A 21048-nucleotide genomic window follows, 5' to 3' on the forward strand; every position below is an offset into this window, starting at 1 on the left:
CGTGGCGTTCGCGGACTACTTCGACGCGAACCTGTTCTTCGAGGCCGCCATCACGCTCATCGTGATCATGGACCCGCCGGGGACCGTGCCGGTGTTCCTGAGTCTCGTCGGCCGCAAGCCGCCGTCGGCGAGGGCGAAGGCGGCGCGGCAGGCGGTGCTGGTGTCCCTGCTGGTCGTCTCGCTGTTCGCGGTGGCGGGCCAGGCGATCCTGACCTACCTCGGCATCGGGATCCCGGCGTTGCAGGGCGCGGGCGGGTTGCTGTTGCTGCTCATCGCGCTCGACCTGCTCACCGGCCGGGGCGGTTCCGAGCCCGAGGCGGCGGAGGACGTGAACGTGGCGCTCGTGCCGCTTGGCACGCCGCTGCTGGCGGGCCCGGGCGCGATCGCGGCGACGATCGTGTTCGTGCGGCAGGCCGACGGTCGGGCCGGTGCGTACGTGGCGCTGGCGCTGGCGATCGTGACCGTGCACGTGGTGCTGTGGGCGTGCATGCGCTACTCGGGCGTGCTGATCAAGGTGATCAGGGAAAGCGGGATCACGCTGCTGGCGAAGATCGCCGGCCTGCTGCTGGCCGCGATCGCCGTGCAGCTGGTCGCCGACTCGGTGCGCGGGTTCATCTCGGGGGCGTGAGGTCTCCGCTCGCGCCCCGTCCCCACCGGGAGCAAGGGAGCTTTACTACCGTTTGGCGAGAGCAAAGCTCCCTTGCTCGCCTTTCGGGCGCGGGGTTGTCGGTGGGGATACGTACGCTGGGACAGGGTGGTGTGCATGGGGCAGCTGGGCTTCGACTTCGGAGTGCAGCCGAAGCGTTTGACGAAGGTGACGCCCGCGCGGCTGTCGACGTTCGACGACTGCCCGCGTCGTTACCGGCTCACCTACCTCGACCGTCCCACCCCGCAGCGCACCGGCGCCTGGGCGCACAGCACGCTCGGCGCCGTCGTCCACAACGCCCTGCGTGCCCTCTTCGACCTGCCTGCCGACCGGCGCACGCCGGAGCGGGCCGCCGCGCTCGTCACCGAGCAGTGGAACGACGCCGGCTTCCTCGACGCCGCGCAGGCGCAGCAGTACCGCGAGCGGGCCAGGCAGTGGGTCGCCGAGTACGTCGAGCACAACGACGTCAGCGGCGACCCGGTGGGGCTCGAACGCTGGGTCTCCGCGCCCGTCAGCGCGGGTGACGGGCCGCCGTCGCTGATCGTCGAGGGCCGCGCCGACCGCATCGACGAGCGCGACGGCGAGCTCGTGATCATCGACTACAAGACCGGCAGGAATGCGCCCGACGAGTACGAGGCCCGCGGCTCCCAGGCGCTCGCCCTCTACGCCGTGGCCGCCGCCCGCACGCTGCGCAGGCCCTGCCACCGCGTCGAGCTGCACCACGTGCCCAGCGGCACCGTCGCGGCGGCCGAGCACACGCCCGAAAGCCTGCGCAGGCAGCTCACCCGCGCGGATGAGACGGCGGCGGAGCTGCAGACCGCAACGGATACCCTTGAGGCGGGCGGAGACGCCGACACGCTGTTCCCCGCGCGCACGTCACGGCGCTGTTCCTGGTGCGACTTCCGGCCGAGCTGCCCGGACGGGCAGCAGGCGGCGCCCGCCGCCCGTTCGTGGGACCTGCTCGCGCCCTGAGCGCGGAAGACACACGTGGAGTGAGATTGCACGGGCCGAACACGACAGAGCTCGAGACGGTCGAGTTGGCCACGCCCGGCACCGGGGGGCAGCCGCCTTCTCGCCGCACGGGCCGGTGGTGGCGCGGCCTCACCGGCTCCCTCGCGGCCGGGCTGGTGGTGCTCGCCCTTTTCGTGCTCGGCGTGCAGGTCGTGAGCTGGCTGGGCGACGCCGAGGGGCCCGGACTCGTCTCCGTGCTCGGCCACCTCGCCGGCGCGGCGCTCGCCGTCATCGCTCAGCTCGTGGTGGACCGCCGTCGCGGGCGCCTCGCGGGCGTTGCCGCGCTGTGTGTGCTCGCGATCGCGGGCGGCGTGCTGTGGCTCTACTGGTGGGCCTGACTCACCGGAGCCAGGATCGCCACTCCGGCACCAGGATCTCCAGCAACCCCGGCGGGTTCTCGGTGTTCGGCGAGTGCGCGGCGCGCTCGACCACCGCGAACGGCACCTCCAGCCGCCGAGCCATGTCCTTCTGCTGCTCCACGCTCCACGCGTCGTCGTGCTCACCGGCCACCACCAGGCCCGGAGCACCGCGGTCCCGCAGCGCCGCGGCGAGCTCCTCCACCCGGTCCGGCTCCGACCGCAGGCCCGCCGCCATGCCGAGCAGACCCGCCGTGCTCGACGAGACGAACCGCGTCCGCAGGAACGCCCTCAGCTCCTCGGCCATGGCGAGCCAGGCCGGCGCCCGCGCGCTCACCTGCTCGCGGACCGCGTAGGCGGCCTCGACGCCGTGGCCTCGCAGAAGTGGCTCGCCCACGTCCAGTGCGCTGAGCCGCGCGCCGGGCGGCAACCGGTCCGGACCGCTGCCCAGCAGCGTCAGCCCGGCGACCGGCGCACCGCACAGCACCGCACCACGGGCAACCAGGCCGCCGTAGGAGTGCCCGAGCAGCAGCACAGGGAGGCCGTCGCCGCTGAGCCCCGTGATCAGCTCGGCCACCGCCTCGCCCAGCGCCAGCGGGAGGTAGCACGACTCGTCGTCCGGGCCAGGCGACTCGTACTGGCCCGGCAGGTCGATCGCGACGGGATGGAGACCGCCCTCGGCGATGCCGTCGAGGAGCGGCGCGAAGTCCTCCTTCGAACCCGTGTAGCCCGGCAGCAGCAGCACGGTGGCCAGCGGTTCGGCGGGACGCGGCCCGGACAGCGCCGCCACGGGTCCGTACCGGCCCGCCAGCGATGTCCGGCTAGCGCCGTGCGGCGACAGCTGTGAGAAGGCGGCCGTCATCGCAGCGCCACCACGGTGCCGCCACGCTGCTCCAGCAACACCGGGCCCGCCGATGCGAGCTGCACCTGCCCCCCGGTAGCCGTGCCGGTCGACGCCCACCGTGCGCACGGTGGCGCCGGTGCCCTCGTCGACGACCGCGAGCCCGCCCTCGATCGGCACCACGTACTGGCCCGCGAACATGCCGCCGGGACCGTGCGTGCCGTCGAGGGTCCACCGCGGCGTGAGGTCCTTGCGCGAGAGGGCCACGGTGCTCGAACCCGTGAACCAGTAGATGTTGTCGGTGCCCTTGGCGGTCGGCGTCACCCCGCCCTCCGGCGCGTGCCGCAGATCGGCGGCGGGGACGTCGAGCGGGTACGCCGCCAGTTGCTCGCCCTTGGACCCGTAGAGCACCAGCTGACGGCGTTGGGGGAGCGCGATCGCGATGGTGTCGCCGGACATCGCCACCAGCCACGCGGAGGAGTCGGACAACACCGTGCTGAACACCTCCTCGGGCTCGTCGGCCTCCTCGCCGGCGGCCTTGAGCACGGTGAGGCGCGCGCCCTGTTCGCCTGGGCAGTCCTCGATCACGCCGACCTCGCCCGCGTTCGCCGCGACCGTGCCGTACGTGCAGCCCTCCCTTGGCTGCTTGCCGGGGTTGACCTTCGGGAACACCTCGCCGTACTCCAGGCTCTTCACCAGGTCGTTTCGCCACGTGTTGAGCAGGCGCTCGCCCGTGGTCGTGACGTGCCCGCCGTCGCTGACGAGCCGGGTGTTCAGCTCGGCGTCGCCGTTGCGCTGTGCGGTGCGCCTGCCGGTGGCGGGGTCGAGCTGCGTGACCTCGCTGCAGCCGGTGTCCTTGTGATAGACGGCGAGCGCCCTCGACCAGGCGCCCGCGACCGTGCACAACTCCAGGTCGCGCGCATACCGCCAGCGCACCTCACCGGTCAGCGGGTCGCGGCCGGCGACCTCGCCTCCGGAGCCGGTGACCACCGACGAGCCTTCGCTGACGGGCACCGGCGTCGCCGGGCTCTCGGCCTGCCAGATCTCCTGCAGGGACGCGGGCACCGAAGGGGGTGCGGGCGGCAGTGCCGCCGGCGGATCGGCCAGCTCGTGGCTGGTGGCCCGCTGATCGCTGAACGCCCAGACGAGAACACCGGCGACCAGCACGACCACCGTGATCAGCGCCGCGGCCACCCGGTCCCGCCTGCGGTTCCACGGCGACGGCCGGACATGGGGCAGCGCCGCGTGCCGGGACCTGCCCGGTGCGGCGTCCGCCTCGTCGGCGCGGTGCTCGGTGGCCGGTGTGAGCACGTCCTCCGTGCCGGGCGGGAGCACGGGGGGATCCGCGTCGTGCCGTTCGCGGTCGTCGTGCCTGCGATGCCGCCCGGAGGAGGTGTTCACGTGCCTTAGTCTGCCCCCGCCGACGTCTCGGCCGCGTTGGGCACCCCGGCCCTGCGCCTGCGGCGGCGGCGCGCGGGACGCTCGGCCCCCTCGCCGGTGGCCGCGTCGGCCTTCTCGTTGCTCGAGGGCGACTCGCCCGCCGGCTTCGAACCGCCGCCGCGCGTGCGGCGCCGGCTGCGGGAGCGGCCGTTCTCGGTCCCCGCGGCCGCCTCGCCGGACTCGGCGGACTCGCCCTCGGACTTCGCCTCGCCCGCGACGTCCCTGCCGCCCCGCGTGCGACGGCGCGACCTGCTGGACCGCCGGGAGGAGGCGGTGCCGGAGGAACGTCCCCTGCGCTTGCCGCCGAAGTCCTCCTCTTCCTCGGCTGCGAGACCCGCGCGGGTGCGCTTGGCCAGCGGGAGCCGACCGGTCGCGTCCTCGGGGATCTCGAGGTCGGTGAACAGGTGCTCGGAAGTGGAGTAGGTCTCCACCGGCTCCGGCATGTCGAGGTTCAGCTCGTCGGAGATCAGCTTCCAGCGCGGGATCTCGTCCCAGTCCACCAGCGTGATCGCGACGCCCGTCTTGCCCGCCCGGCCGGTGCGGCCGATGCGGTGGACGTAGGTCTTCTCGTCCTCCGGCGTCTGGTAGTTGATCACGTGGGTGACGTCGTCGACGTCGATGCCCCTGGCCGCGACGTCGGTGGCCACCAGCACGTCCACCTTGCCGGAGCGGAAGGCGCGCAGCGCCTGCTCCCTGGCGCCCTGGCCAAGGTCACCGTGCACGGCCGCGGCGGCGAAGCCCCGCTCGGCCAGGTCGTCGGCCACCTTCTGCGCGGTGCGCTTGGTGCGCGCGAAGATCATCGTCAGGCCGCGGTCCTTCGCCTGGAGCACCTTGGCGATGAGCTCGATCTTGTCGAGCGAGTGGGCCCGGTAGGCGAACTGCGTGGTGCGCTCGTGCACGGCGCCCGCGTCGTTCTCCTCTGCCCGGATGTGAGTCGGCTGGTTGAGGAACGTCCTGGCCAGCGTGATGATCGGGCCGGGCATGGTGGCCGAGAAGAGCATCGTCTGCCGCTTCTCCGGCACCATCCGCAGGATCCGCTCGATGTCGGGCAGGAAGCCGAGGTCGAGCATCTCGTCGGCCTCGTCCAGCACGAGCGCGCGGACCTTGCCGAGCACGAGGTGCCGCTGCTCGGCGAGGTCGAGGAGGCGGCCGGGGGTGCCGACGACCACGTCGACGCCCTTGCGCAGTGTCGCGATCTGCGGCTCGTACGGACGGCCACCGTAGATGGACGCGATGCGGATGCCGAGGTTCTTGCCCGCGTCGGTCAGGTCGTGGGTGACCTGCAGGCACAGCTCGCGGGTGGGGACCACGACGAGCGCCTGCGGCGTGCCGTCACCGGGCAGCTCGAGCCGCTGGAGCAGCGGGACGCCGAAGCCGAGGGTCTTGCCCATGCCGGTACGGGCCTGGCCGATGAGGTCGTCGCCCGCGAGGGCGAGCGGGAGGGTCAGCGCCTGGATGGCGAAGGTCCGCTCGATTCCGGCCGACTGGAGCGCCGAGACGATCTCCGGGCGGACGCCGAACTCGGCGAAGGTCGGGGACTCCGGCTTCACCGGGGCATCGGCCTGCAGCGGGTGCGACGTGTCGGTCGCGGGCAGGCCGCTCTCACTGTGTTCGAGCTGGACGGGGTCTGTACTTGGACTGGTGTTCTGGTCGATTGTCGATCGCCTCTCTCATACCAGCGCGCACGGCCAGGCATTACGCGGCACTCGACCACGCGGATTGCGGTCCGCTTCGCGGTTGGTCACGCGAAACGCGTCCTGCGTGGGAACACCGCTCGAGGCGTGCACGCACACTGTGTATTCACCGACGTGCGGCGGCACACGATGAAGTGACAACTTCACTATCAGTCCGAAGTGTACCTTGTCTACCTGCTCAGTCGGTGACCGTGCTCGCAATGTGTCACGTGTTGTTGGTCTCCCCGGTTACGGGGACGAGTTTCCCCACTACGGTGACACTGTGAGTGAGGCGAAGGCACAGATCGCCCCAGGGGTCGCCGACCTGCTGGGGGTGCTCGCGTACAGCGAGCTGTCCGCGTTCGACCGGCTGGCCGAGGACGCGAGGACGGCCCCCACGCTGGCCGGGCGCGCCGCGCTGGCGTCGATGGCCGCTGCCGAGATCGGCCACTACGAGATGCTCGAACGGCACCTCAGCGACCACGGCGTGGACATCGAGGACGCGATGAAGCCCTTCATGCGGCACATCGACGCCTTCCAGAACTCCACGTCGCCGAGGTCGTGGCTGGAGTCGCTGGTCAAGGCGTACGTCGTCGACAACCTCGCCGCCGACCTCTACCGCGAGCTCTCCCAGGTGCTTGACGAGGAGACCCGCAAGCTCGTGCTGACGGTGCTGGCCGACACGGGCCACTCCGCGTTCGCCGAGCGCGAAGTCGCCGCGGGCATCATGGCCGACGCCAAGCAGCGCGACCGGCTCGCGCTGTGGGGCCGCAGGTTGCTGGGCGAGGCGTTGACGCAGGCCCAGTACATCGTGGCCGAGCGCGACGGGCTCGCCGAGCTCATCGTCGCGGGCTCCGGCGATCTCTCCGGCATCGCGGCGCTGTTCCGGCGGCTGCAGCAGGGCCACACCAAGCGGATGCAGGTGCTCGGTCTCGGCTAGCCTTGACGGTGAACGAACCGGCATGAACCCAGGCGGAGGTTGCACGTGGAGGTCAAGATCGGCATCAAGGACACCCCACGGGAGCTCGTGGTGTCCAGCGGCCAGTCGGCCGAAGAGGTCGAGAAGCTGGTTGCCGACGCGCTGGGTGCCGACAGTGCCGCTAACGGTCTGTTCCGCCTGACGGACGACAAGGGCCGCAAGTACCTGGTTCCGTCGGACCGGATCGCCTATGTCGAGATCGCGCCGTCGGACGTCCGCAAGGTCGGCTTCGCCGTCGGCTCCTGACGCACTCGCGGGCCGGGGCCGTGCACGAGCCGCACGGCCCCGGCCCGCGTCGTTTTTCAGCCGTTGATCGCCTCGAGCGTGGTGGGCACCGTGAACGGGGGCGTGCTGGTGCCCATGATCCGGTAGCGGCCCCACGGGTCGGGGTCGGAGATCTCGCCCTGCGCCGTGCCTTCCGGGGTGCGGATCTCCACCTTCTTCTTCTTGCCGCCCGCGAGCGCGGAGAGCTGCTCGTTCACCTTCACGCGGCCGTACCAGTGGTAGTAGCCGTCGATCGGCTGGAAGTGGCCGCGCAGCTCCACCTCGATGTCGAGCTCGGCCTCCTCGACCAGCAGCTTCGCGGGTCCGGTGTAACCGTCCTCTTCGTGGTGGTGTTCGCTCACGATCCCTCTCCCGTCTTCTCGGTGCGCACGTGCGCCAGCTTCACGACCTTGTTCGCCTCGAGCGGCTGGTCGGGGTCGATCGTCACGCCGTGCTGGCGGGACAGGCCGTCGATGGCCGCCCAGATGATCTGCGTCAGGTACTCCACGACGCTGTCGCGGCTCATGGTCCGCTTGTCCAGCCACCACTCTCCGGTGTTCTGCACCATGCCGACGATGCCGTAGGCCCACGGCTCCGCGGCGCCGGAATCCATGTTGAACATCCGCATGTAGTCGCCGAGCAGGGCCGTCAGCGCCGTCGCGATCACTTCCTTGTCCTCGGCGACCACGTCGGCGTCCACGGGCTTGTCGGCGAACGAGTTGCGGGCGAGCAGGCGGTAGAGGTTCGGGTGCTCCTCGATCACCGTGAAGAACGCGTTGAGCGCCATGCGGATGCGGGGCACCGGCGCGAGCTCGGCGTTGATCGCCGGCATCAGTCGCTCGAACAGCAGCTCGGTGCCGCGCTGACCCAGCGCGACGTAGAGGTCGGCCTTGTCCTCGAAGTGCCGGTAGAGCACGGGCTTGGTGACGCCGGCGGCCGCGGCGACGTCCTCCATGCCGAGCTCGGGGCCGTGTTCGTCGAGCGCCTTGAGCGCGGCCTCGACGAACTCGGCGCGCCGGGCGATGCGGTGTTTGCGCCACCGGTCACGGCGGGCGTCTCCCGGGCTGCTCGGGGCCTTCTGCTTGCTGTCGCGCTTGACACGGTCGGCCATGCGGCTCATGCTACCAAAAGTAACTGTTACCCGAGGTTACATACAAGGGGAAGGTGGTGTCGGCGATGACGCGGACCCTGGGCGACGCTGGCCGTGAGAAGACCGCCGAACGGCTGCTCAAGTCGTCGGCGAACAAGTTCTACGACCCCGAGGTCGACATCGACTGGGACGCGCCGCTGGTCGAGGGCAAGCGTTACATCCCGGAACACCGCTCGACCCTGTACGGCACCGAGCTGTGGGAGCAGCTGACACCGGAACAGCGCATCGAGCTGGGCAAGCACGAGATCGCCAGCGTGGCCACCAACGGCCTGTGGTTCGAGATCCTGCTGATGCAGATGCTGCTCAAGGAGGTCTACGACGCCGACCCGACGAGCAACCACGCGCAGTACGCGCTCACCGAGGTCGCCGACGAGTGCAGGCACTCCACGATGTTCGCCCGCATGGCCGAGCGCATCGGCTGCCCGCCGTACGGCCCGGTGAAGTGGCGCCGCAGGCTGGGCAAGATCCTGCCCGTCATCGGCTACGGCCCCGCTCTCTACGGCTCGATCCTGGTCGCCGAGGAGATCCTCGATCGCCTGCAGCGCGAGCAGATGAACGACCCCGACATCCAGCCCCTCGTGCGCATGGTCAACCGCATCCACGTCCTCGAGGAGGCGCGGCACGTCACGTTCGCGCGCGAGGAGGTCACGCGCGGCATGGCCAAGCTCTCGAAGTCCGAGCTGGCCTACCAGCGGCTGCTGATCGCCCTGGTGTCCCACGAGATCACGCGCAGCCTCGTGAACCCCGCCGTCTACAAGGCCGTCGGCATCCGGCCCCGGGACGGCTACCACGCCGCGATGAACAACCCGCACTGGCAGCAGACGATCCACTACGCGGGCGAGCGGATCATGCCGTTCCTCGAGGAGGCCGGTCTCGTCGGCGCACCGGGGATGCGCTGGTGGCGCCGCTCGTTCCTGGTGAACGACCGGTGACCGCGGCCCGTTCTGCGCTGGACACCGCGCGGGCGAAGCGCGGCGAGTTCGTCACGAGCGACGGCACGCGCCTGCACGTCGAGCTGAGCGGGCCTTCGGACTCGGCGGTGACGCTCGTGCTGGTCCACGGCTGGACGCAGGACCTTCGCACGTGGGACCGGGTGGTTGACGAGCTGCCGTCCGGCCTCCGCGTGCTGCGGTACGACCTGCGCGGGCACGGCCGGTCGGCGCCGGCGAGGCCCGGGACGGCGACGATCGACCAGCTGGCCGACGACCTCGCCGAGCTCGTCGCCGAGCGGGTGCCCGAGGGCAGGCTCGTGCTCGCCGGGCACTCGATGGGCGGGATGACGATCATGGCGCTCGCCGACCGGCATCCCGCGCTGGTGGCCGAGCGCGTGGACGGAGCAGCGTTCGTGGCGACGTCCTGCGGCAACATGGACCGCATCACCCTCGGGCTGCCGGGTGTGGCCGGGGCGGGCGCGGCCAAGGCGGAGCGGCGACTCGCCCAGCTGCTGCTGGCCTACCGCAAAGACGCCTTGCCGCTGCGGCCCGGTGCGGCGAGGGCTGGAGCCCGCTGGCTCGTGTTCGGGCGCAGGCCGCGCAGGCAGGACGTGGCGTCCGTGGTCGACCAGCTGTTGTGCGCCCACCCGGCGAGCATCGGCGGTTTCCAGAACGCCATCTCGCTGCACGATCGCAGGGTGGCGCTCGCTGCGCTGCGGACGACACGCGCCGTGGTGCTGGCGGGGGACGCCGACCGGCTCTGCCCCGTCTCGCACGCGCGGGCGATCGCCGACGAGCTGCCGGGGGCGAGGCTGCGGCTGTACCCGGGGGCGGGCCACATGCTGCCCCAGGAACGAGCGCACGAGGTGGCCGTGCAGCTGGGCGGGCTGGTGCGGGTGGCGGAACCCATGGCTCCTCCTCGCTCCGGGATCGCCTCCTGAATGCCCACTCACCACGACGGCGCTGTCCTCGCGAGGAGACGCCCACCCGCCACCCGGCACCGCCCCCGCGGACAGGCTTCGCGCGGTTGAGCAGGCTCGAGGGGGGCCGGTGCCGGTCAGCGCGTCCTGACCGTCACTGGGGCTGCTGCAGGGGGAAGCCGGCGCCGATGCCGCGCCAGGCCAGGGTCGAGGTCAGCGCGACGGCGTCATCACGGCTCATCGTGCTGTGGTGGGTCAGCCAGAACCGCGCGCTGACCTGGCTCAGGCCGACCAGCCCGACGGCCAGCAGGCGCGCCTTCTCCTCGTCGAGGCCGGCGTCGGCGGTGATCGTCTCGGTGATCGCGTCGACGCTCGCCGACGTGGCCCTGTCCACGGCCTCCTGCACGGCGGGCTCGCCCCGCAGGTCCGATTCGAACACCATGCGGAACGCCCCGGCGTCGCCGTTGACGAAGTCGAAGAAGGCGCCCACGGCGTTCTTCACCCGCTGCTTGTTGTCGGTGGTGGAGGACAGGGCGTCCTGCACGGCCTTGACCAGGCTGTCGACGTGGCTCTCCAGCAGCGCGATGTAGAGGTCGAGCTTGCCGGGGAAGTGCTGGTACAGCACCGGCTTGCTCACGCCTGCGCGCTCGGCGATGTCGTCCATGGCCGCCGCGTGGTACCCGTTCGCGGCGAAGACCTGCTGCGCCGCCGCCAGCAACTGGGCGCGGCGCTCCGTGCGAGGGAGCCGGACACCACGGCCGAACTGCGCCGATCCGGTGCTCTCGCTCGTCCCCTGCGATTGAGGGTGCGCCGTCTCAGTCATCCCGCCTCCAACTTCATTCCCACCGCACATTACTCGCCGGTACGCGTTGAACGCCAAGGGCGGCGAACTTGAGGCATCCTGGGACGGTGTCGGAAACACTGTCCCGCCAGGTGGCTCCCCGCTCCGCGAAGCGGCCGCCGCTGACGCACGTACCGCTGTCGAATACCCCGCTACCCCCGCTCGACGCCACGGTGGCCCCGTGGCCGGGCCAACAGGAAAGGGTAGGTGACCTCGATCTGCACGTGCGGCGGACTCCCGGTGCCGACGACGTGACGGTGGTGTACGTCCACGGGCTCGGCGGCTCGTCCACCAACTGGACGGACCTCGCGGGCCTGCTCGCACCGCACGCCGGCGGGATCGCGCTGGACCTGCCGGGCTTCGGGTTCTCCGAGCCGAAGGACGGGTTCACGTTCAGCCTCAGGGCGCATTCCGAGGTGGTGGCGGACTTCATCGAGCGGAACTCGACGCGGCCGGTGCACGTGGTCGGCAACTCGATGGGCGGCGCGGTGTCGCTCCTGCTCGCGGCGAAACGACCTGACCTGGTGCGCACGCTGACGCTGATCTCGCCCGCCATGCCCGACCGCAGGCCCGACCCGAGGCGGTTGTCCGACCCGCGCATGGCGCTCGCGTACCTGCCGTTCGTCGGCAGGCGGGTGCGCAGGCAGCTCGCCGCGATGGGCCCAAGGGAGCGGGCCCAGCAGGTGATCCGGCTGTGCTTCGCCGACCCGGAGTCGTTCCCCGCGCACCGGTTCGACGAGCTCGCGGACGAGCACAGCAAGCGGGCGGGGTTCACCTGGGCCAACATGGCGATGGCGCGCAGCACTTTCGAGATCTTCCGCGCGTGGTTCACCAGGGGAGAGCGGTCGTTGTGGGCCGTGGCGCCGACGGTCGAAGTGCCGACGCTCGTGGTGTGGGGCACCAAGGACAAGGTGATCTCCGTGCGGCGCGCCGCGCGTACCGCCCAGTTGATGCCCAGGGCGCGGCTGCTGGTGCTGCCGAAGACGGGTCACGTCGCGCAGATGGAACGTCCGGTGACCGTGGCCAGGGCCGTGCTGGGCATGTGGGAGAGCGTCGAAGCCGGCACCTGGTGACCGGACGTTGCGCCGATCGGGTGATGCCGGAACGGTCGACGGCGGCCGGTCGGCACGGGTCTCACCGTGCGAGTGTGGCACCCTGGGGCGGTGGACCGGGTGACGCACGACGTACGACGGGATGGCAGGCGGGCCGAGTATCCGCGCCGTACGTCGTCGGCGTACCGACACCCGTCAAGGCCGTCGGCGGAAGATCGTTACCGGCCGGGCGCCCGCCGGGTGTCGGCCGAGCCGCTACGTGCGTCGTGGCGGCCGACGGCCGAGCCGGAGGAGAGTGAGGACGAGCGTCCGCCCAGACCATCGGGCCTGCGCAGGCTCACCTCCACCTACGGCTGGCGGGTCTACGCGATCCCGGTGCTGCTGGTGATCACCGCGCTCGTGGTGGTCGACACCACGAGGGGTGACCCCGGCGAGTCGGGCACGGCTCTCGGCTCGACGTCCGAGAACACGGTGAACCCCGGTGGAGCCCGTGCCGAGGGGCCGGTGGCCAGCGAGAACCCGGCGAAGGCCGTGGACCTCGACATCCCCACCGCGAAGCTGCCCGAGGGCGGCGACTTCACGCAGAAGGGCGCGGGCACGTGGCACGTCGTGCCAGGCTCCAGCGATCCGGTGGGCGCCAGCGACGAGGTGCTCACCTACACCGTCGAGGTCGAGGACGGCATCGACCCGTCGAGCTACGCGGGCGACGACAGCTTCGCCGACACCGTCGAGGGCACCCTTTCCGATCCGAGGAGCTGGACCGGCAGCGGCGAGATCTCGCTGCAGCGCGTGGACGCGAGCCACCCCGACCCCGACTTCCGGGTGAGCCTCACCACCCCCGACACCGCGCACCGGCCCGACATCTGCGGCGGCTCGATCCCGTTCGAGTCCTCCTGCTACCGGCGCGATGTCCAGGGCGAGGACCGCGTCGTGATCAACCTGGCCCGGTGGGTGCGCGGGGCGCTGGCCTTCAGCTCGGACATGACCGGCTACCGGCAGTACGCCATCAACCACGAGGTCGGGCACGCTCTCGGCAACGGTCACGAGGGTTGCGCGCAGAACGACGCGCTGGCGCCCGTGATGATGCAGCAGACGTTCGGCGTCGCCAACGACTACGTCGCGCAGCTCAACGACACCCCGGGCGGGGACCAGGGCACGGTGCCCGCGGACGGCAAGGTGTGCAAGCCGAACGCATGGCCGAACCCACAGGTGCAGGGGCGCTGACGACGCGCACGTCCACGATGTGGACCGGGGGAAGACCTGGACCCGGCTAGCGGTTATAGATTGATGGACCGCGATTCGCGCGAGATGGAGGACCCGATGTCAGGCACGCTGCCGCCGCTCGTCGAGCCGGCCGCCGAGCTCACGAAGGACGAGGTCGCGCGGTACAGCCGGCACCTCATCATCCCGGATGTCGGGATGGACGGGCAGAAGCGGCTGAAGAACGCCAAGGTGCTCGTGATCGGCGCCGGGGGTCTCGGCAGCCCGGCGCTGTTGTACCTCGCCGCGGCCGGCGTCGGCACGCTCGGCGTGATCGACTTCGACGTCGTCGACGAGTCGAACCTGCAGCGCCAGGTGATCCACGGACAGTCCGACGTCGGCAAGCCGAAGGCGCAGTCGGCGAAGGAGTCGGTGGCCGAGATCAACCCGTTCGTCGACGTAATCCTGCACCAGGAGCAGCTGACCACGGACAACGCGCTGGACGTCTTCCGCGGCTACGACCTGATCCTGGACGGCACGGACAACTTCGCCACCCGGTACCTGGTGAACGACGCCGCGGTGCTGCTGGGCAAGCCGTACGTGTGGGGCTCGATCTTCCGGTTCGAGGGCCAGGTCAGTGTGTTCTGGGAGGACGCGCCGAACGGCAGGGGCCTCAACTACCGAGACCTCTACCCGGAGCCGCCGCCGCCCGGAATGGTGCCGTCGTGCGCCGAGGGTGGCGTGCTGGGCGTGCTGTGCGCGTCCATCGGCTCGATCATGGTGACCGAGGCGATCAAGCTGATCACGGGCATCGGGGAGCCGCTTCTCGGCAGGCTGATCAGCTACGACGCGCTCGAGATGAAGTACCGCGAGGTGAAGATCCGCAAGGACCCGGACACCCCGAAGATCACTGAGCTGATCGACTACGAGGCGTTCTGCGGTGTCGTGTCGGACGAGGCGCAGGAGGCGGCGTCGGGCAGCACGATCACCCCGGCCGAGCTGAAGGCCAAGTTCGACGCGGGCGAGAACTTCGAGCTGATCGACGTCCGCGAGCCGCACGAGTACGAGATCGTCAACATCAAGGGCGCCAAGCTGATCCCGAAGGACCGGATCCTGTCGGGCGAGGCGCTGGTCGAGCTGCCGCAGGACAAGCCGATCGTGCTGCACTGCAAGTCGGGTGCGCGTTCGGCGGAGGCGCTGGCGGCGCTGCACCGGGCCGGCTTCAAGGACGCCACGCACCTTGGCGGTGGCGTGCTCGCGTGGGCGAAGCAGATCGACCAGAGCCTGCCGACGTACTGATCGCGTTCGGGCCCGTGAGGGCCGGGGTATCGAGGTGCTGACGAGCTGAGGCGCCGAGGCGCCGAGGGCGTCTGGCGGGTACGTTTCAAGGGTGCGGTGAGGGCTCCGTTCGTGTGGTGCGAACGGAGCCCTCACCTTTTTCGTGCCCCTGGCCGGGCGGGAGCAAGGGAGCTTTGCTACCGGAAAACGGGAGTAAAGCTCCCTTGCTCCCTTCGGGGCGGGAAAGCGGGGTTGCGCGGCGAGCGCGGGGTGGCTAACGCCCGGCCGGGTGTGGTCGCGGTAACGTCGCACGCTGTGGTCCCCAGCCGTGAGCCGCCGCCTGTGCACGTGTGCACGGCGTTCGGCGTCAGCCACCACGACGCGGAGCGCCTTGCCGGTGAGGGCAACGCGTGGCTCTGCGGCGACATCGTGCTGAGACAGGTCAGCGACAGAGCCCACGCCGTTTGGCTCGCCCGCACCTTCGCCGCCATCGACAGCCCCGACATTCGCCTCGCCCGCCCACTCCAGACCACCGACGGCCGGTGGGTGATCGCCGGCTGGGCAGCCAGCCGCTACGTGACCGGTACCCCCGAGGACCGCCCCGACGACGTCGTCCTCACCGCCGTTCGGCTCCACCGCGCCGTCGCGGATCTGCCGCGTCCCGACTTCCTCTCCCGCCGCACCGACATCGCCTCCGTCGCCGAACGCATCGCATGGGGAGAGCAGGACGCCGAGCTCGACGAGACCAAGGGCGGGCGCTGGTTCGAGGTACTCGCTCCCGCGCGACGCCCCGTGAAACTCCCCGACCAGCTCGTGCACGGTGAGCTGTTCGGCACCGTCCTCTTCGACGGCGACGCCCCGCCCGGCATCGTCGACTTCGTCCCGTACTTCCGCCCCGCCGAATGGGGCGCCGCCGTCGCCGCCGTGGACGCCATCGCCTGGGGTGGTGCCGACGGCGAGCTGCTGCGCCGCTGGTCCCACCTGCCGGAGTGGTCGCAGCTGCTGCTGCGCGCGGCACTGTTCCGGCTGGCCTTCAACGCGCTGCATCCGCGCTCCACCGCGGCCGCGCTCGACGGCCTCCGAGCGGCGGCCAGCGAGGTGAGCGAGCTCATCTGACCGCAGTGAAGGCCACCTTCACTGCGCTGGATCAACACAGCGGCACGCAGCGTCTCCGTTCGGGTGGTGGGAGACGGGTGGGCGCAGGCAAGGTGGCCTTCACTGCATTGGGCACCACCGGGGCGGGCAATGTCGCACGGCCGAAACATTCCGCCACGTCCAAGTAACACGGGCTACCTACCGTCAGGGACTGCCAGCGAGCAGCAGGAGGTGCCCGTTGACGCTGACGGCCGAGCCGACGACTACGACCGCCGTAGCCACCCACTGTCCCTACTGTGCACTCCAGTGCGGCATGACCCTCAGCCCCGAGGCCGACGTCACGCCCCGCCAGTTCCCAACCAACGCGGGCGGGCTGTGCCAGAAGGGGTGGACCTCGCCCGCGCTGCTGCGCTCGCCCGCGCGCCTGACCACCCCGCTCGTCCGCACCGACGGCGAGCTGCGCCCCGCGAGCTGGGACGCCGCGCTGGACCTCATCGCCAGGAGGCTCCAGGAGCTTCGGGCCGAGCACGGGGCCGACTCCGTCGCCGCCTTCGGCGGCGGAGGGCTCACCAACGAGAAGAGCTACCTGCTCGGCAAGTTCGCCCGCGTCGCGCTCGGCACGTCCCAGATCGACTACAACGGCCGGTTCTGCATGTCCTCCGCCGCGGCGGCGGGGATGAAGGCGTTCGGCCTCGACCGGGGCCTGCCGTTCCCGCTCACCGACCTCGCCGACGCCGACGCGATCGTGCTCGTCGGCGCCAATCCGGCCGAGACCATGCCGCCCTTCGTTCAGCACCTGCGCGGCGCCAACGCCAAGGGCGGTCTCGTGGTGGTCGACCCGCGCCGCACGCCGACGGCCGAGCAGGCCGATCTGCACCTCTCGCCCGCACCGGGCACCGACCTCGCGCTCGCGCTCGGCATCCTGCACGCCGTGGTGGCCGACGGGCTGCTCGACCAGTCCTATGTGGAGGACCGCACGAGCGGGTTCGACGCCGTGTGGCGCATTGTCGCCGGGTACTGGCCCGAGCAGGTCGAGCGCGTCACCGGTGTCGCGGCCGCCGACCAGCGCCGCGTCGCCGCGCTGCTCGCCCGTGCCCGCAACGCCTACGTGCTCACCGCCCGCGGCGCCGAGCAGCACGCCACCGGCGTCGCCACGGTCAGCGCGTGGATCAACCTCGCGCTCGCGCTGGGCCTGCCCGGCCGCCCGGGCTCCGGTTACGGGTGCCTCACCGGGCAGGGCAACGGCCAGGGCGGGCGCGAGCACGGCCAGAAGGCCGACCAGCTGCCCGGTTACCGCAAGATCACCGACCCGGCCGCACGCGAGCACGTCGCCTCGGTGTGGGGCGTGCCCGCCGAGTCGCTGCCCGGGCCGGGTCGCTCCGCCTTCGAGCTGCTCGACGCGCTCGGCACCGAGGGTGGGCCAAGGGCCCTGCTCGTGTTCGGCAGCAACGTGGTGGTCTCCGCGCCGGACTCGGCGCGGGTCGCCGAGCGGCTGTCCCGTTTGGACCTCCTCGTGACCGCCGACCTCGTCCTTTCGGAGACCTCCGCGCTCGCCGACGTGGTGCTGCCGGTGACCCAGTGGGCCGAGGAGGACGGCACCATGACCAACCTCGAGGGCCGGATCCTGTTGCGGCGCAAGGCGGTCGACCCGCCTGAGGGCGTGCGGACCGATCTCGACGTCCTGGCCGGGCTCGCCGAGCGGCTCGGCCAGCCCGCCGAACGGTTCCCCACCGACGCCGAGACCGTGTTCACCGAGCTGCGCGCCGCCTCCGCCGGTGGTCCCGCCGACTACTCCGGCATCAGCTACGAACGGCTCCGCGACGGCGAGGCGCTGTACTGGCCCGTGCCGGACGAGAGACACCCCGGCACGCCGCGCATGTTCCTCGACGCCTTCGCCCACCCGGACGGCAGGGCGCGGTTCGAGCCCGTCGAGCACACCGGTCCCGCCGAACCGCCGGACGCCGGCTTCCCCCTGCTCGCCACCACGGGCCGCGTGCTCCAGCACTACCAGTCCGGCGCGCAGACGCGGCTGGTCGCCGAGCTGAACGACACGGTGCCCGAGGTCTACGTCGAGGTGCACCCGGACACCGCCGAGCGCGCCGGACTGGCCCACGGCGACCTCGCGCGCGTCACCTCGCGCAGGGGCGGCACCACCGCGCGGGTCCGCTGCGTCGGCTCGATGCGCCAGGACGTCGTGTTCCTGCCCTTCCACTTCCCCGGAGCCCAGCGCGCGAACCTGCTCACCAACCCAGCGCTCGACCCCACGAGCAGGATGCCCGAGTTCAAGGTCTGCGCGGTCCGACTGACCAAAGAGGATGGTGCCGAATGAGCCCGCGCAACGTGGTCGTGCTCGGTTACGGGATGGCCGGGGCGCGGCTCGCCGACGAGCTCCGCCGCCGCGATCCACGGGGTGAGCGCGTGCGACTGACCGTGATCGGCGACGAGCCGCACCATGCGTACAACCGGGTGCTGCTCTCGGCCGTGGTCGGTGGCACGATGCGGCCGGAGAGCGTTCGCCTGCACGACGAGGAGTGGACGGCGAGGCACGGCATCGACCTGCGGCTCGGTGTCCAGGCACGCGAGCTCGACCGCGCCGCGCGGACAGTAACGCTGACCGACGGCACGAGCGTCGAGTACGACGCGCTCGTGCTCGCCACCGGCAGCAAGCCGTGGCTGCCGCCGGTCGAGGGCCTGACCGGGGAGGACGGCGAGCTCGCCGAGGGCGCCGTCGCGTTCCGCTCGCTCACCGACTGCGAGCGCATCCTCGAGGCCGCGGCCGTCGGCGCGCCGGTCGCGGTGCTCGGTGGCGGGCTGCTCGGGCTGGAGGCCGCGAGGGGCCTCGCCGGACGCGGAAACCTCGTCACCGTGGTTCATCCGGCCGATCACGTGATGGAACGCCAGCTCGACGCGGGCGCGGGCCGCGTGCTCGCGAGGACGCTCGGTGACTTCGGCATCGACTTCCGGCTCGGCCGGTTCGCCGCCAAGTACGTGCCCGGTGACGGCTTGAAGCTCGACGACGGCAGCCATGTGCCCGCGGACCTGGTGGTGGTGTCCGCCGGGGTGCGCGCCGAGACCGAGCTCGCCGCCGGGGCCGGGATCGCCGTGGACCGGGGGGTGCTCGTGGACGACGCGCTCCGCACGAGCGACGGGCGGATCCACGCGATCGGTGACTGCGCCCAGCATCCCGGCACGGTGTCCGGGCTCGTACAGCCCGCGTGGGAGCAGGCCGACGTGCTGGCCGACCTGCTCACCGGCGCCGACACGGCGGCCCGCTACCGGGGCACGCCGGTAGTGACGCGGCTCAAGGCCCGCGGCGTCGACCTCGCCGCGCTCGGCGAGACCCAGGCCGGGACCGGGGACGACGGTGCCGAGGTGCTGTGCCTTGACGATCCCGCGCGCGGCCGCTACGCCAAGCTCGTGCTGCGCGACGACCGCGTCGCCGGTGCCATCGTGCTCGGAGTTCCCGACGCGGCGGCCACCATCACGCAGCTCTACGACCGCGGATTGCCCGCGCCGAGCGACCGGCTCGCGCTGCTGCTCGGCCGTGCCCTGCCCTCCGGTGCGCCGAACGCGGCGAGCCCGGCCGATCTGCCCGCCTCCGCGGTGGTGTGCCGGTGCAACTCGGTGAGCAAGGGACAGCTCGTCGACGCGTGGCGGGCCGGTGCGTCGAGCGTCGCCGAGCTCGCGGCGGCGACGAGAGCCAGTACCGGATGCGGCAGCTGCGAGGACGCGGTGTGCGGCATCGCCGACTGGCTCGCGAGCACCGCGTAGACCCGGTCCTCACAGCGGGGATCGCCTGCGGTGAGGAGAAGTTAGCAACGACGCGACCACGTGACGCCGGTTCGTGAAACGGGCCCCGCCTAGGTTCTGCGCTCAACACGGGCCCGCCCGACGAAGAGGAGTGACACCATGTCCGCTGCGACGCACACCGGCAAACGGTGGATCCAGCACTGGGATCCCGAGGACACCGAGTTCTGGGAGAACGGCGGCAGGAAGGTCGCGAACCGCAATCTCTGGTTCTCGATCTTCGCAGAGCACATCGGGTTCTCGATCTGGACACTGTGGTCGGTGCTGGTGCTGTTCATGGGCCCCGAGTACGGGCTCTCGCCCGCCGACAAGTTCCTGCTCGTGTCAACGCCCTCGCTCGTCGGCGGGCTCCTGCGTATTCCGTACACGCTCGCCGTGGCGAAGTTCGGCGGTCGAAACTGGACGATCATCAGTGCGGGAATGCTGCTGCTGCCGACGGTTCTCGCCGCGATCGCGATGGAGCCGGGCACACCCCTGTGGGTCTTCATGGTCATCGCGGCGATCGGCGGCGTCGGCGGCGGCAACTTCGCCTCGTCGATGACGAACATCAACTCGTTCTTCCCCGAGCGGCTCAAGGGCGCCGCGCTGGGCCTCAACGCGGGTGGCGGCAACCTCGGTGTCGCCGCGATCCAGGTCGTCGGTCTGGTCGTGATCAGCACCGCCGGCGCCTCGGCCCCGCAGATCATCTTCTACATCTACCTCCCGCTGATCGTCGTAGCGATGACGTGCGCCGCGCTGTTCATGGACAACATCGCCGACGTCAAGAAGGAAGGCAACGCGATGCGCGAGGTGCTGAAGGACAAGCACTCGTACGTCATGTCCTTCCTCTACATCGGCACCTTCGGCTCGTTCATCGGCTACAGCTTCGCCTTCGGTCTCGTGCTGCAGAACCAGTTCGACCGCAGCCCGCTGCAGGCCGCGCAGGTGACGTTCATCGGCGCGCTGCTCGGCTCGGTGATCCGCCCGGTCGGCGGCTGGCTCGCCGACAAGCTCGGCGGCGCGAAGGTGACGCTCTGGACGTTCCTCGGTATGGCCGTGGGCACGGTGCTGTGCATCGTGGCGTCCAATGGGGACTCACTGGCGTTGTTCATGACCGGGTTCATCGGCCTCTTCGTGTTCTCCGGCATCGGCAACGGCTCGACCTACAAGATGATCCCGGCGATCTTCCGCACCAAGGCACTCGCGGCCGTGGCCGAGGGTGAGGCCAGGGAGGCGGCGATGCCGAGGGCCCGCAGGCTCTCCGGTGCGCTCATCGGCATCGCGGGCGCCGTCGGCGCGCTCGGCGGCCTGTTCATCAACCTGGTCTTCCGCTCCGCGTTCACGAGCACCGGCAGCGGGGTCCCCGCGTTCGTGGCCTTCCTCGTCTTCTACGGGCTGTGCTTCCTCACCACGTGGGCCGTGTACCTGCGCGGGCCGATCGTGCGCACCACCGAGGAGAGGAAGGCAGCGCTCGCGGGCGCCGGTATCTGACCTTTTCGCCCCATGCACGGGTTCTGACCTGCGAAGGGAGTTGTTGGTAACAGCGCCGCAACGTCGCGGAAGCGCCGGGGATACGCGCACTGG

Annotated in this window: 19 protein-coding genes and 1 pseudogene; 14 read left to right on the forward strand and 6 right to left on the reverse strand. The window is 71.2% G+C overall.

Features of this window, described 5'->3' with window-relative positions; translation table 11 throughout:
* Position 1 precedes the first annotated feature (1 nt).
* From FCN18_RS28375 to FCN18_RS28385, 3 genes are all read left to right on the forward strand, one after another.
* A complete protein-coding gene (locus FCN18_RS28375; RefSeq protein WP_112276023.1) occupies positions 2-628 on the forward strand; it encodes a MarC family protein in 627 nt (208 codons plus the stop codon).
* Positions 629-763: 135 nt separating this feature from the next.
* Positions 764-1618: a RecB family exonuclease gene (locus FCN18_RS28380; RefSeq protein ID WP_137096544.1), complete on the forward strand. Its 855-nt coding sequence runs from the start codon at positions 764-766 to the stop codon at positions 1616-1618.
* A 20-nt stretch (positions 1619-1638) separates the two neighbouring features.
* On the forward strand, positions 1639-1995 hold the full coding sequence (locus tag FCN18_RS28385) for a hypothetical protein (protein WP_233520427.1): 357 nt from the start codon (positions 1639-1641) through the stop codon (positions 1993-1995).
* Position 1996: 1 nt separating this feature from the next.
* On the opposite strand, the gene FCN18_RS28390 is transcribed toward FCN18_RS28385, so the two are convergent.
* From FCN18_RS28390 to FCN18_RS28400, 3 genes and pseudogenes are all read right to left on the reverse strand, one after another.
* Positions 1997-2875: an alpha/beta fold hydrolase gene (locus tag FCN18_RS28390; protein WP_137096545.1), complete on the reverse strand. Its 879-nt coding sequence runs from the start codon at positions 2873-2875 to the stop codon at positions 1997-1999.
* Positions 2872-4255: pseudogene (locus FCN18_RS28395) on the reverse strand (Rv3212 family protein). Before FCN18_RS28395 ends, FCN18_RS28390 begins: the two are co-directional and overlap by 4 nt.
* 5 nt (positions 4256-4260) lie before the next feature.
* Complete coding sequence (locus FCN18_RS28400) at positions 4261-5844, reverse strand: DEAD/DEAH box helicase (protein WP_369973653.1); 1584 nt, start codon at positions 5842-5844, stop codon at positions 4261-4263.
* A gap of 406 nt (positions 5845-6250) precedes the next feature.
* On the opposite strand from FCN18_RS28400, the gene FCN18_RS28405 reads away from it, so the two are divergent.
* Positions 6251-6907: a ferritin-like fold-containing protein gene (locus tag FCN18_RS28405; RefSeq protein WP_112276027.1), complete on the forward strand. Its 657-nt coding sequence runs from the start codon at positions 6251-6253 to the stop codon at positions 6905-6907.
* Between the two features lie 45 nt (positions 6908-6952).
* Positions 6953-7192, forward strand: coding sequence for a DUF3107 domain-containing protein (locus FCN18_RS28410; RefSeq protein WP_110335174.1), 240 nt, complete (start codon positions 6953-6955; stop codon positions 7190-7192).
* Positions 7193-7248: 56 nt separating this feature from the next.
* Here the strand turns inward: FCN18_RS28410 and FCN18_RS28415 are convergent, their stop codons facing one another.
* Both FCN18_RS28415 and FCN18_RS28420 read right to left on the reverse strand, forming a co-directional pair.
* Positions 7249-7572 (reverse strand): DUF4873 domain-containing protein, encoded by a 324-nt coding sequence (locus FCN18_RS28415; protein WP_137096546.1) that lies wholly within the window; start codon positions 7570-7572, stop codon positions 7249-7251.
* The gene (locus tag FCN18_RS28420; RefSeq protein ID WP_369973652.1) at positions 7569-8330 is read right to left on the reverse strand and encodes a TetR/AcrR family transcriptional regulator; all 762 of its coding nucleotides are present in this window, start codon (positions 8328-8330) and stop codon (positions 7569-7571) included. The genes FCN18_RS28415 and FCN18_RS28420 overlap by 4 nt, the downstream gene beginning before the upstream one ends.
* 56 nt (positions 8331-8386) lie before the next feature.
* Here FCN18_RS28420 and FCN18_RS28425 point away from each other — a divergent pair, with 56 nt between their 5' ends.
* Complete coding sequence (locus FCN18_RS28425) at positions 8387-9292, forward strand: AurF N-oxygenase family protein (RefSeq protein WP_112276031.1); 906 nt, start codon at positions 8387-8389, stop codon at positions 9290-9292.
* Entirely contained in the window at positions 9289-10233 is a 945-nt protein-coding gene (locus FCN18_RS28430) for an alpha/beta fold hydrolase (RefSeq protein WP_112276033.1), read from the forward strand. Before FCN18_RS28425 ends, FCN18_RS28430 begins: the two co-directional genes overlap by 4 nt.
* A gap of 133 nt (positions 10234-10366) precedes the next feature.
* Here the strand turns inward: FCN18_RS28430 and FCN18_RS28435 are convergent, their stop codons facing one another.
* On the reverse strand, positions 10367-11035 hold the full coding sequence (locus FCN18_RS28435; RefSeq protein WP_113644890.1) for a TetR/AcrR family transcriptional regulator: 669 nt from the start codon (positions 11033-11035) through the stop codon (positions 10367-10369).
* 86 nt (positions 11036-11121) lie between these two features.
* On the opposite strand from FCN18_RS28435, the gene FCN18_RS28440 reads away from it, so the two are divergent.
* The 7 genes from FCN18_RS28440 (at position 11122) to FCN18_RS28470 (ending at position 20955) form a co-directional block, all read left to right on the forward strand.
* Positions 11122-12126 (forward strand): alpha/beta fold hydrolase, encoded by a 1005-nt coding sequence (locus FCN18_RS28440; protein ID WP_137096547.1) that lies wholly within the window; start codon positions 11122-11124, stop codon positions 12124-12126.
* Between the two features lie 90 nt (positions 12127-12216).
* On the forward strand, positions 12217-13329 hold the full coding sequence (locus tag FCN18_RS28445) for a DUF3152 domain-containing protein (protein ID WP_112276038.1): 1113 nt from the start codon (positions 12217-12219) through the stop codon (positions 13327-13329).
* A gap of 96 nt (positions 13330-13425) precedes the next feature.
* Positions 13426-14604 carry an adenylyltransferase/sulfurtransferase MoeZ gene (gene moeZ / locus FCN18_RS28450; protein ID WP_137096548.1) on the forward strand — a complete coding sequence of 393 codons (1179 nt, stop codon included), beginning with the start codon at positions 13426-13428 and terminating at the stop codon, positions 14602-14604.
* Between the two features lie 294 nt (positions 14605-14898).
* Positions 14899-15699 (forward strand): TIGR02569 family protein, encoded by an 801-nt coding sequence (locus FCN18_RS28455; protein WP_137096549.1) that lies wholly within the window; start codon positions 14899-14901, stop codon positions 15697-15699.
* Positions 15700-15916: 217 nt separating this feature from the next.
* Positions 15917-18007, forward strand: coding sequence for a molybdopterin oxidoreductase family protein (locus FCN18_RS28460; RefSeq protein WP_137096550.1), 2091 nt, complete (start codon positions 15917-15919; stop codon positions 18005-18007).
* Positions 18004-19449 (forward strand): FAD-dependent oxidoreductase, encoded by a 1446-nt coding sequence (locus FCN18_RS28465; RefSeq protein WP_137096551.1) that lies wholly within the window; start codon positions 18004-18006, stop codon positions 19447-19449. Before FCN18_RS28460 ends, FCN18_RS28465 begins: the two co-directional genes overlap by 4 nt.
* A 138-nt stretch (positions 19450-19587) precedes the next feature.
* Complete coding sequence (locus FCN18_RS28470; RefSeq protein WP_137096552.1) at positions 19588-20955, forward strand: nitrate/nitrite transporter; 1368 nt, start codon at positions 19588-19590, stop codon at positions 20953-20955.
* Positions 20956-21048 lie beyond the last annotated feature (93 nt).

The sequence above is a fragment of the Prauserella endophytica genome (assembly GCF_005146945.1).
In the GTDB taxonomy this organism is placed as follows: Bacteria; Actinomycetota; Actinomycetes; order Mycobacteriales; family Pseudonocardiaceae; genus Prauserella_A; species Prauserella_A endophytica.

Bases quoted from the DNA above. Each gene is read 5' to 3' on its own strand.
- FCN18_RS28380 (WP_137096544.1), top strand. From the start codon at position 764: ATGGGGCAGCTGGGCTTCGACTTCGGAGTGCAGCCGAAGCGTTTGACG.
- FCN18_RS28390 (WP_137096545.1), bottom strand. From the start codon at position 2,875: ATGACGGCCGCCTTCTCACAGCTGTCGCCGCACGGCGCTAGCCGGACA.
- FCN18_RS28465 (WP_137096551.1), top strand. From the start codon at position 18,004: ATGAGCCCGCGCAACGTGGTCGTGCTCGGTTACGGGATGGCCGGGGCG.
- FCN18_RS28435 (WP_113644890.1), bottom strand. From the start codon at position 11,035: ATGACTGAGACGGCGCACCCTCAATCGCAGGGGACGAGCGAGAGCACC.
- FCN18_RS28425 (WP_112276031.1), top strand. From the start codon at position 8,387: ATGACGCGGACCCTGGGCGACGCTGGCCGTGAGAAGACCGCCGAACGG.
- moeZ (WP_137096548.1), top strand. From the start codon at position 13,426: ATGTCAGGCACGCTGCCGCCGCTCGTCGAGCCGGCCGCCGAGCTCACG.
- FCN18_RS28470 (WP_137096552.1), top strand. From the start codon at position 19,588: ATGTCCGCTGCGACGCACACCGGCAAACGGTGGATCCAGCACTGGGAT.
- FCN18_RS28420 (WP_369973652.1), bottom strand. From the start codon at position 8,330: ATGAGCCGCATGGCCGACCGTGTCAAGCGCGACAGCAAGCAGAAGGCC.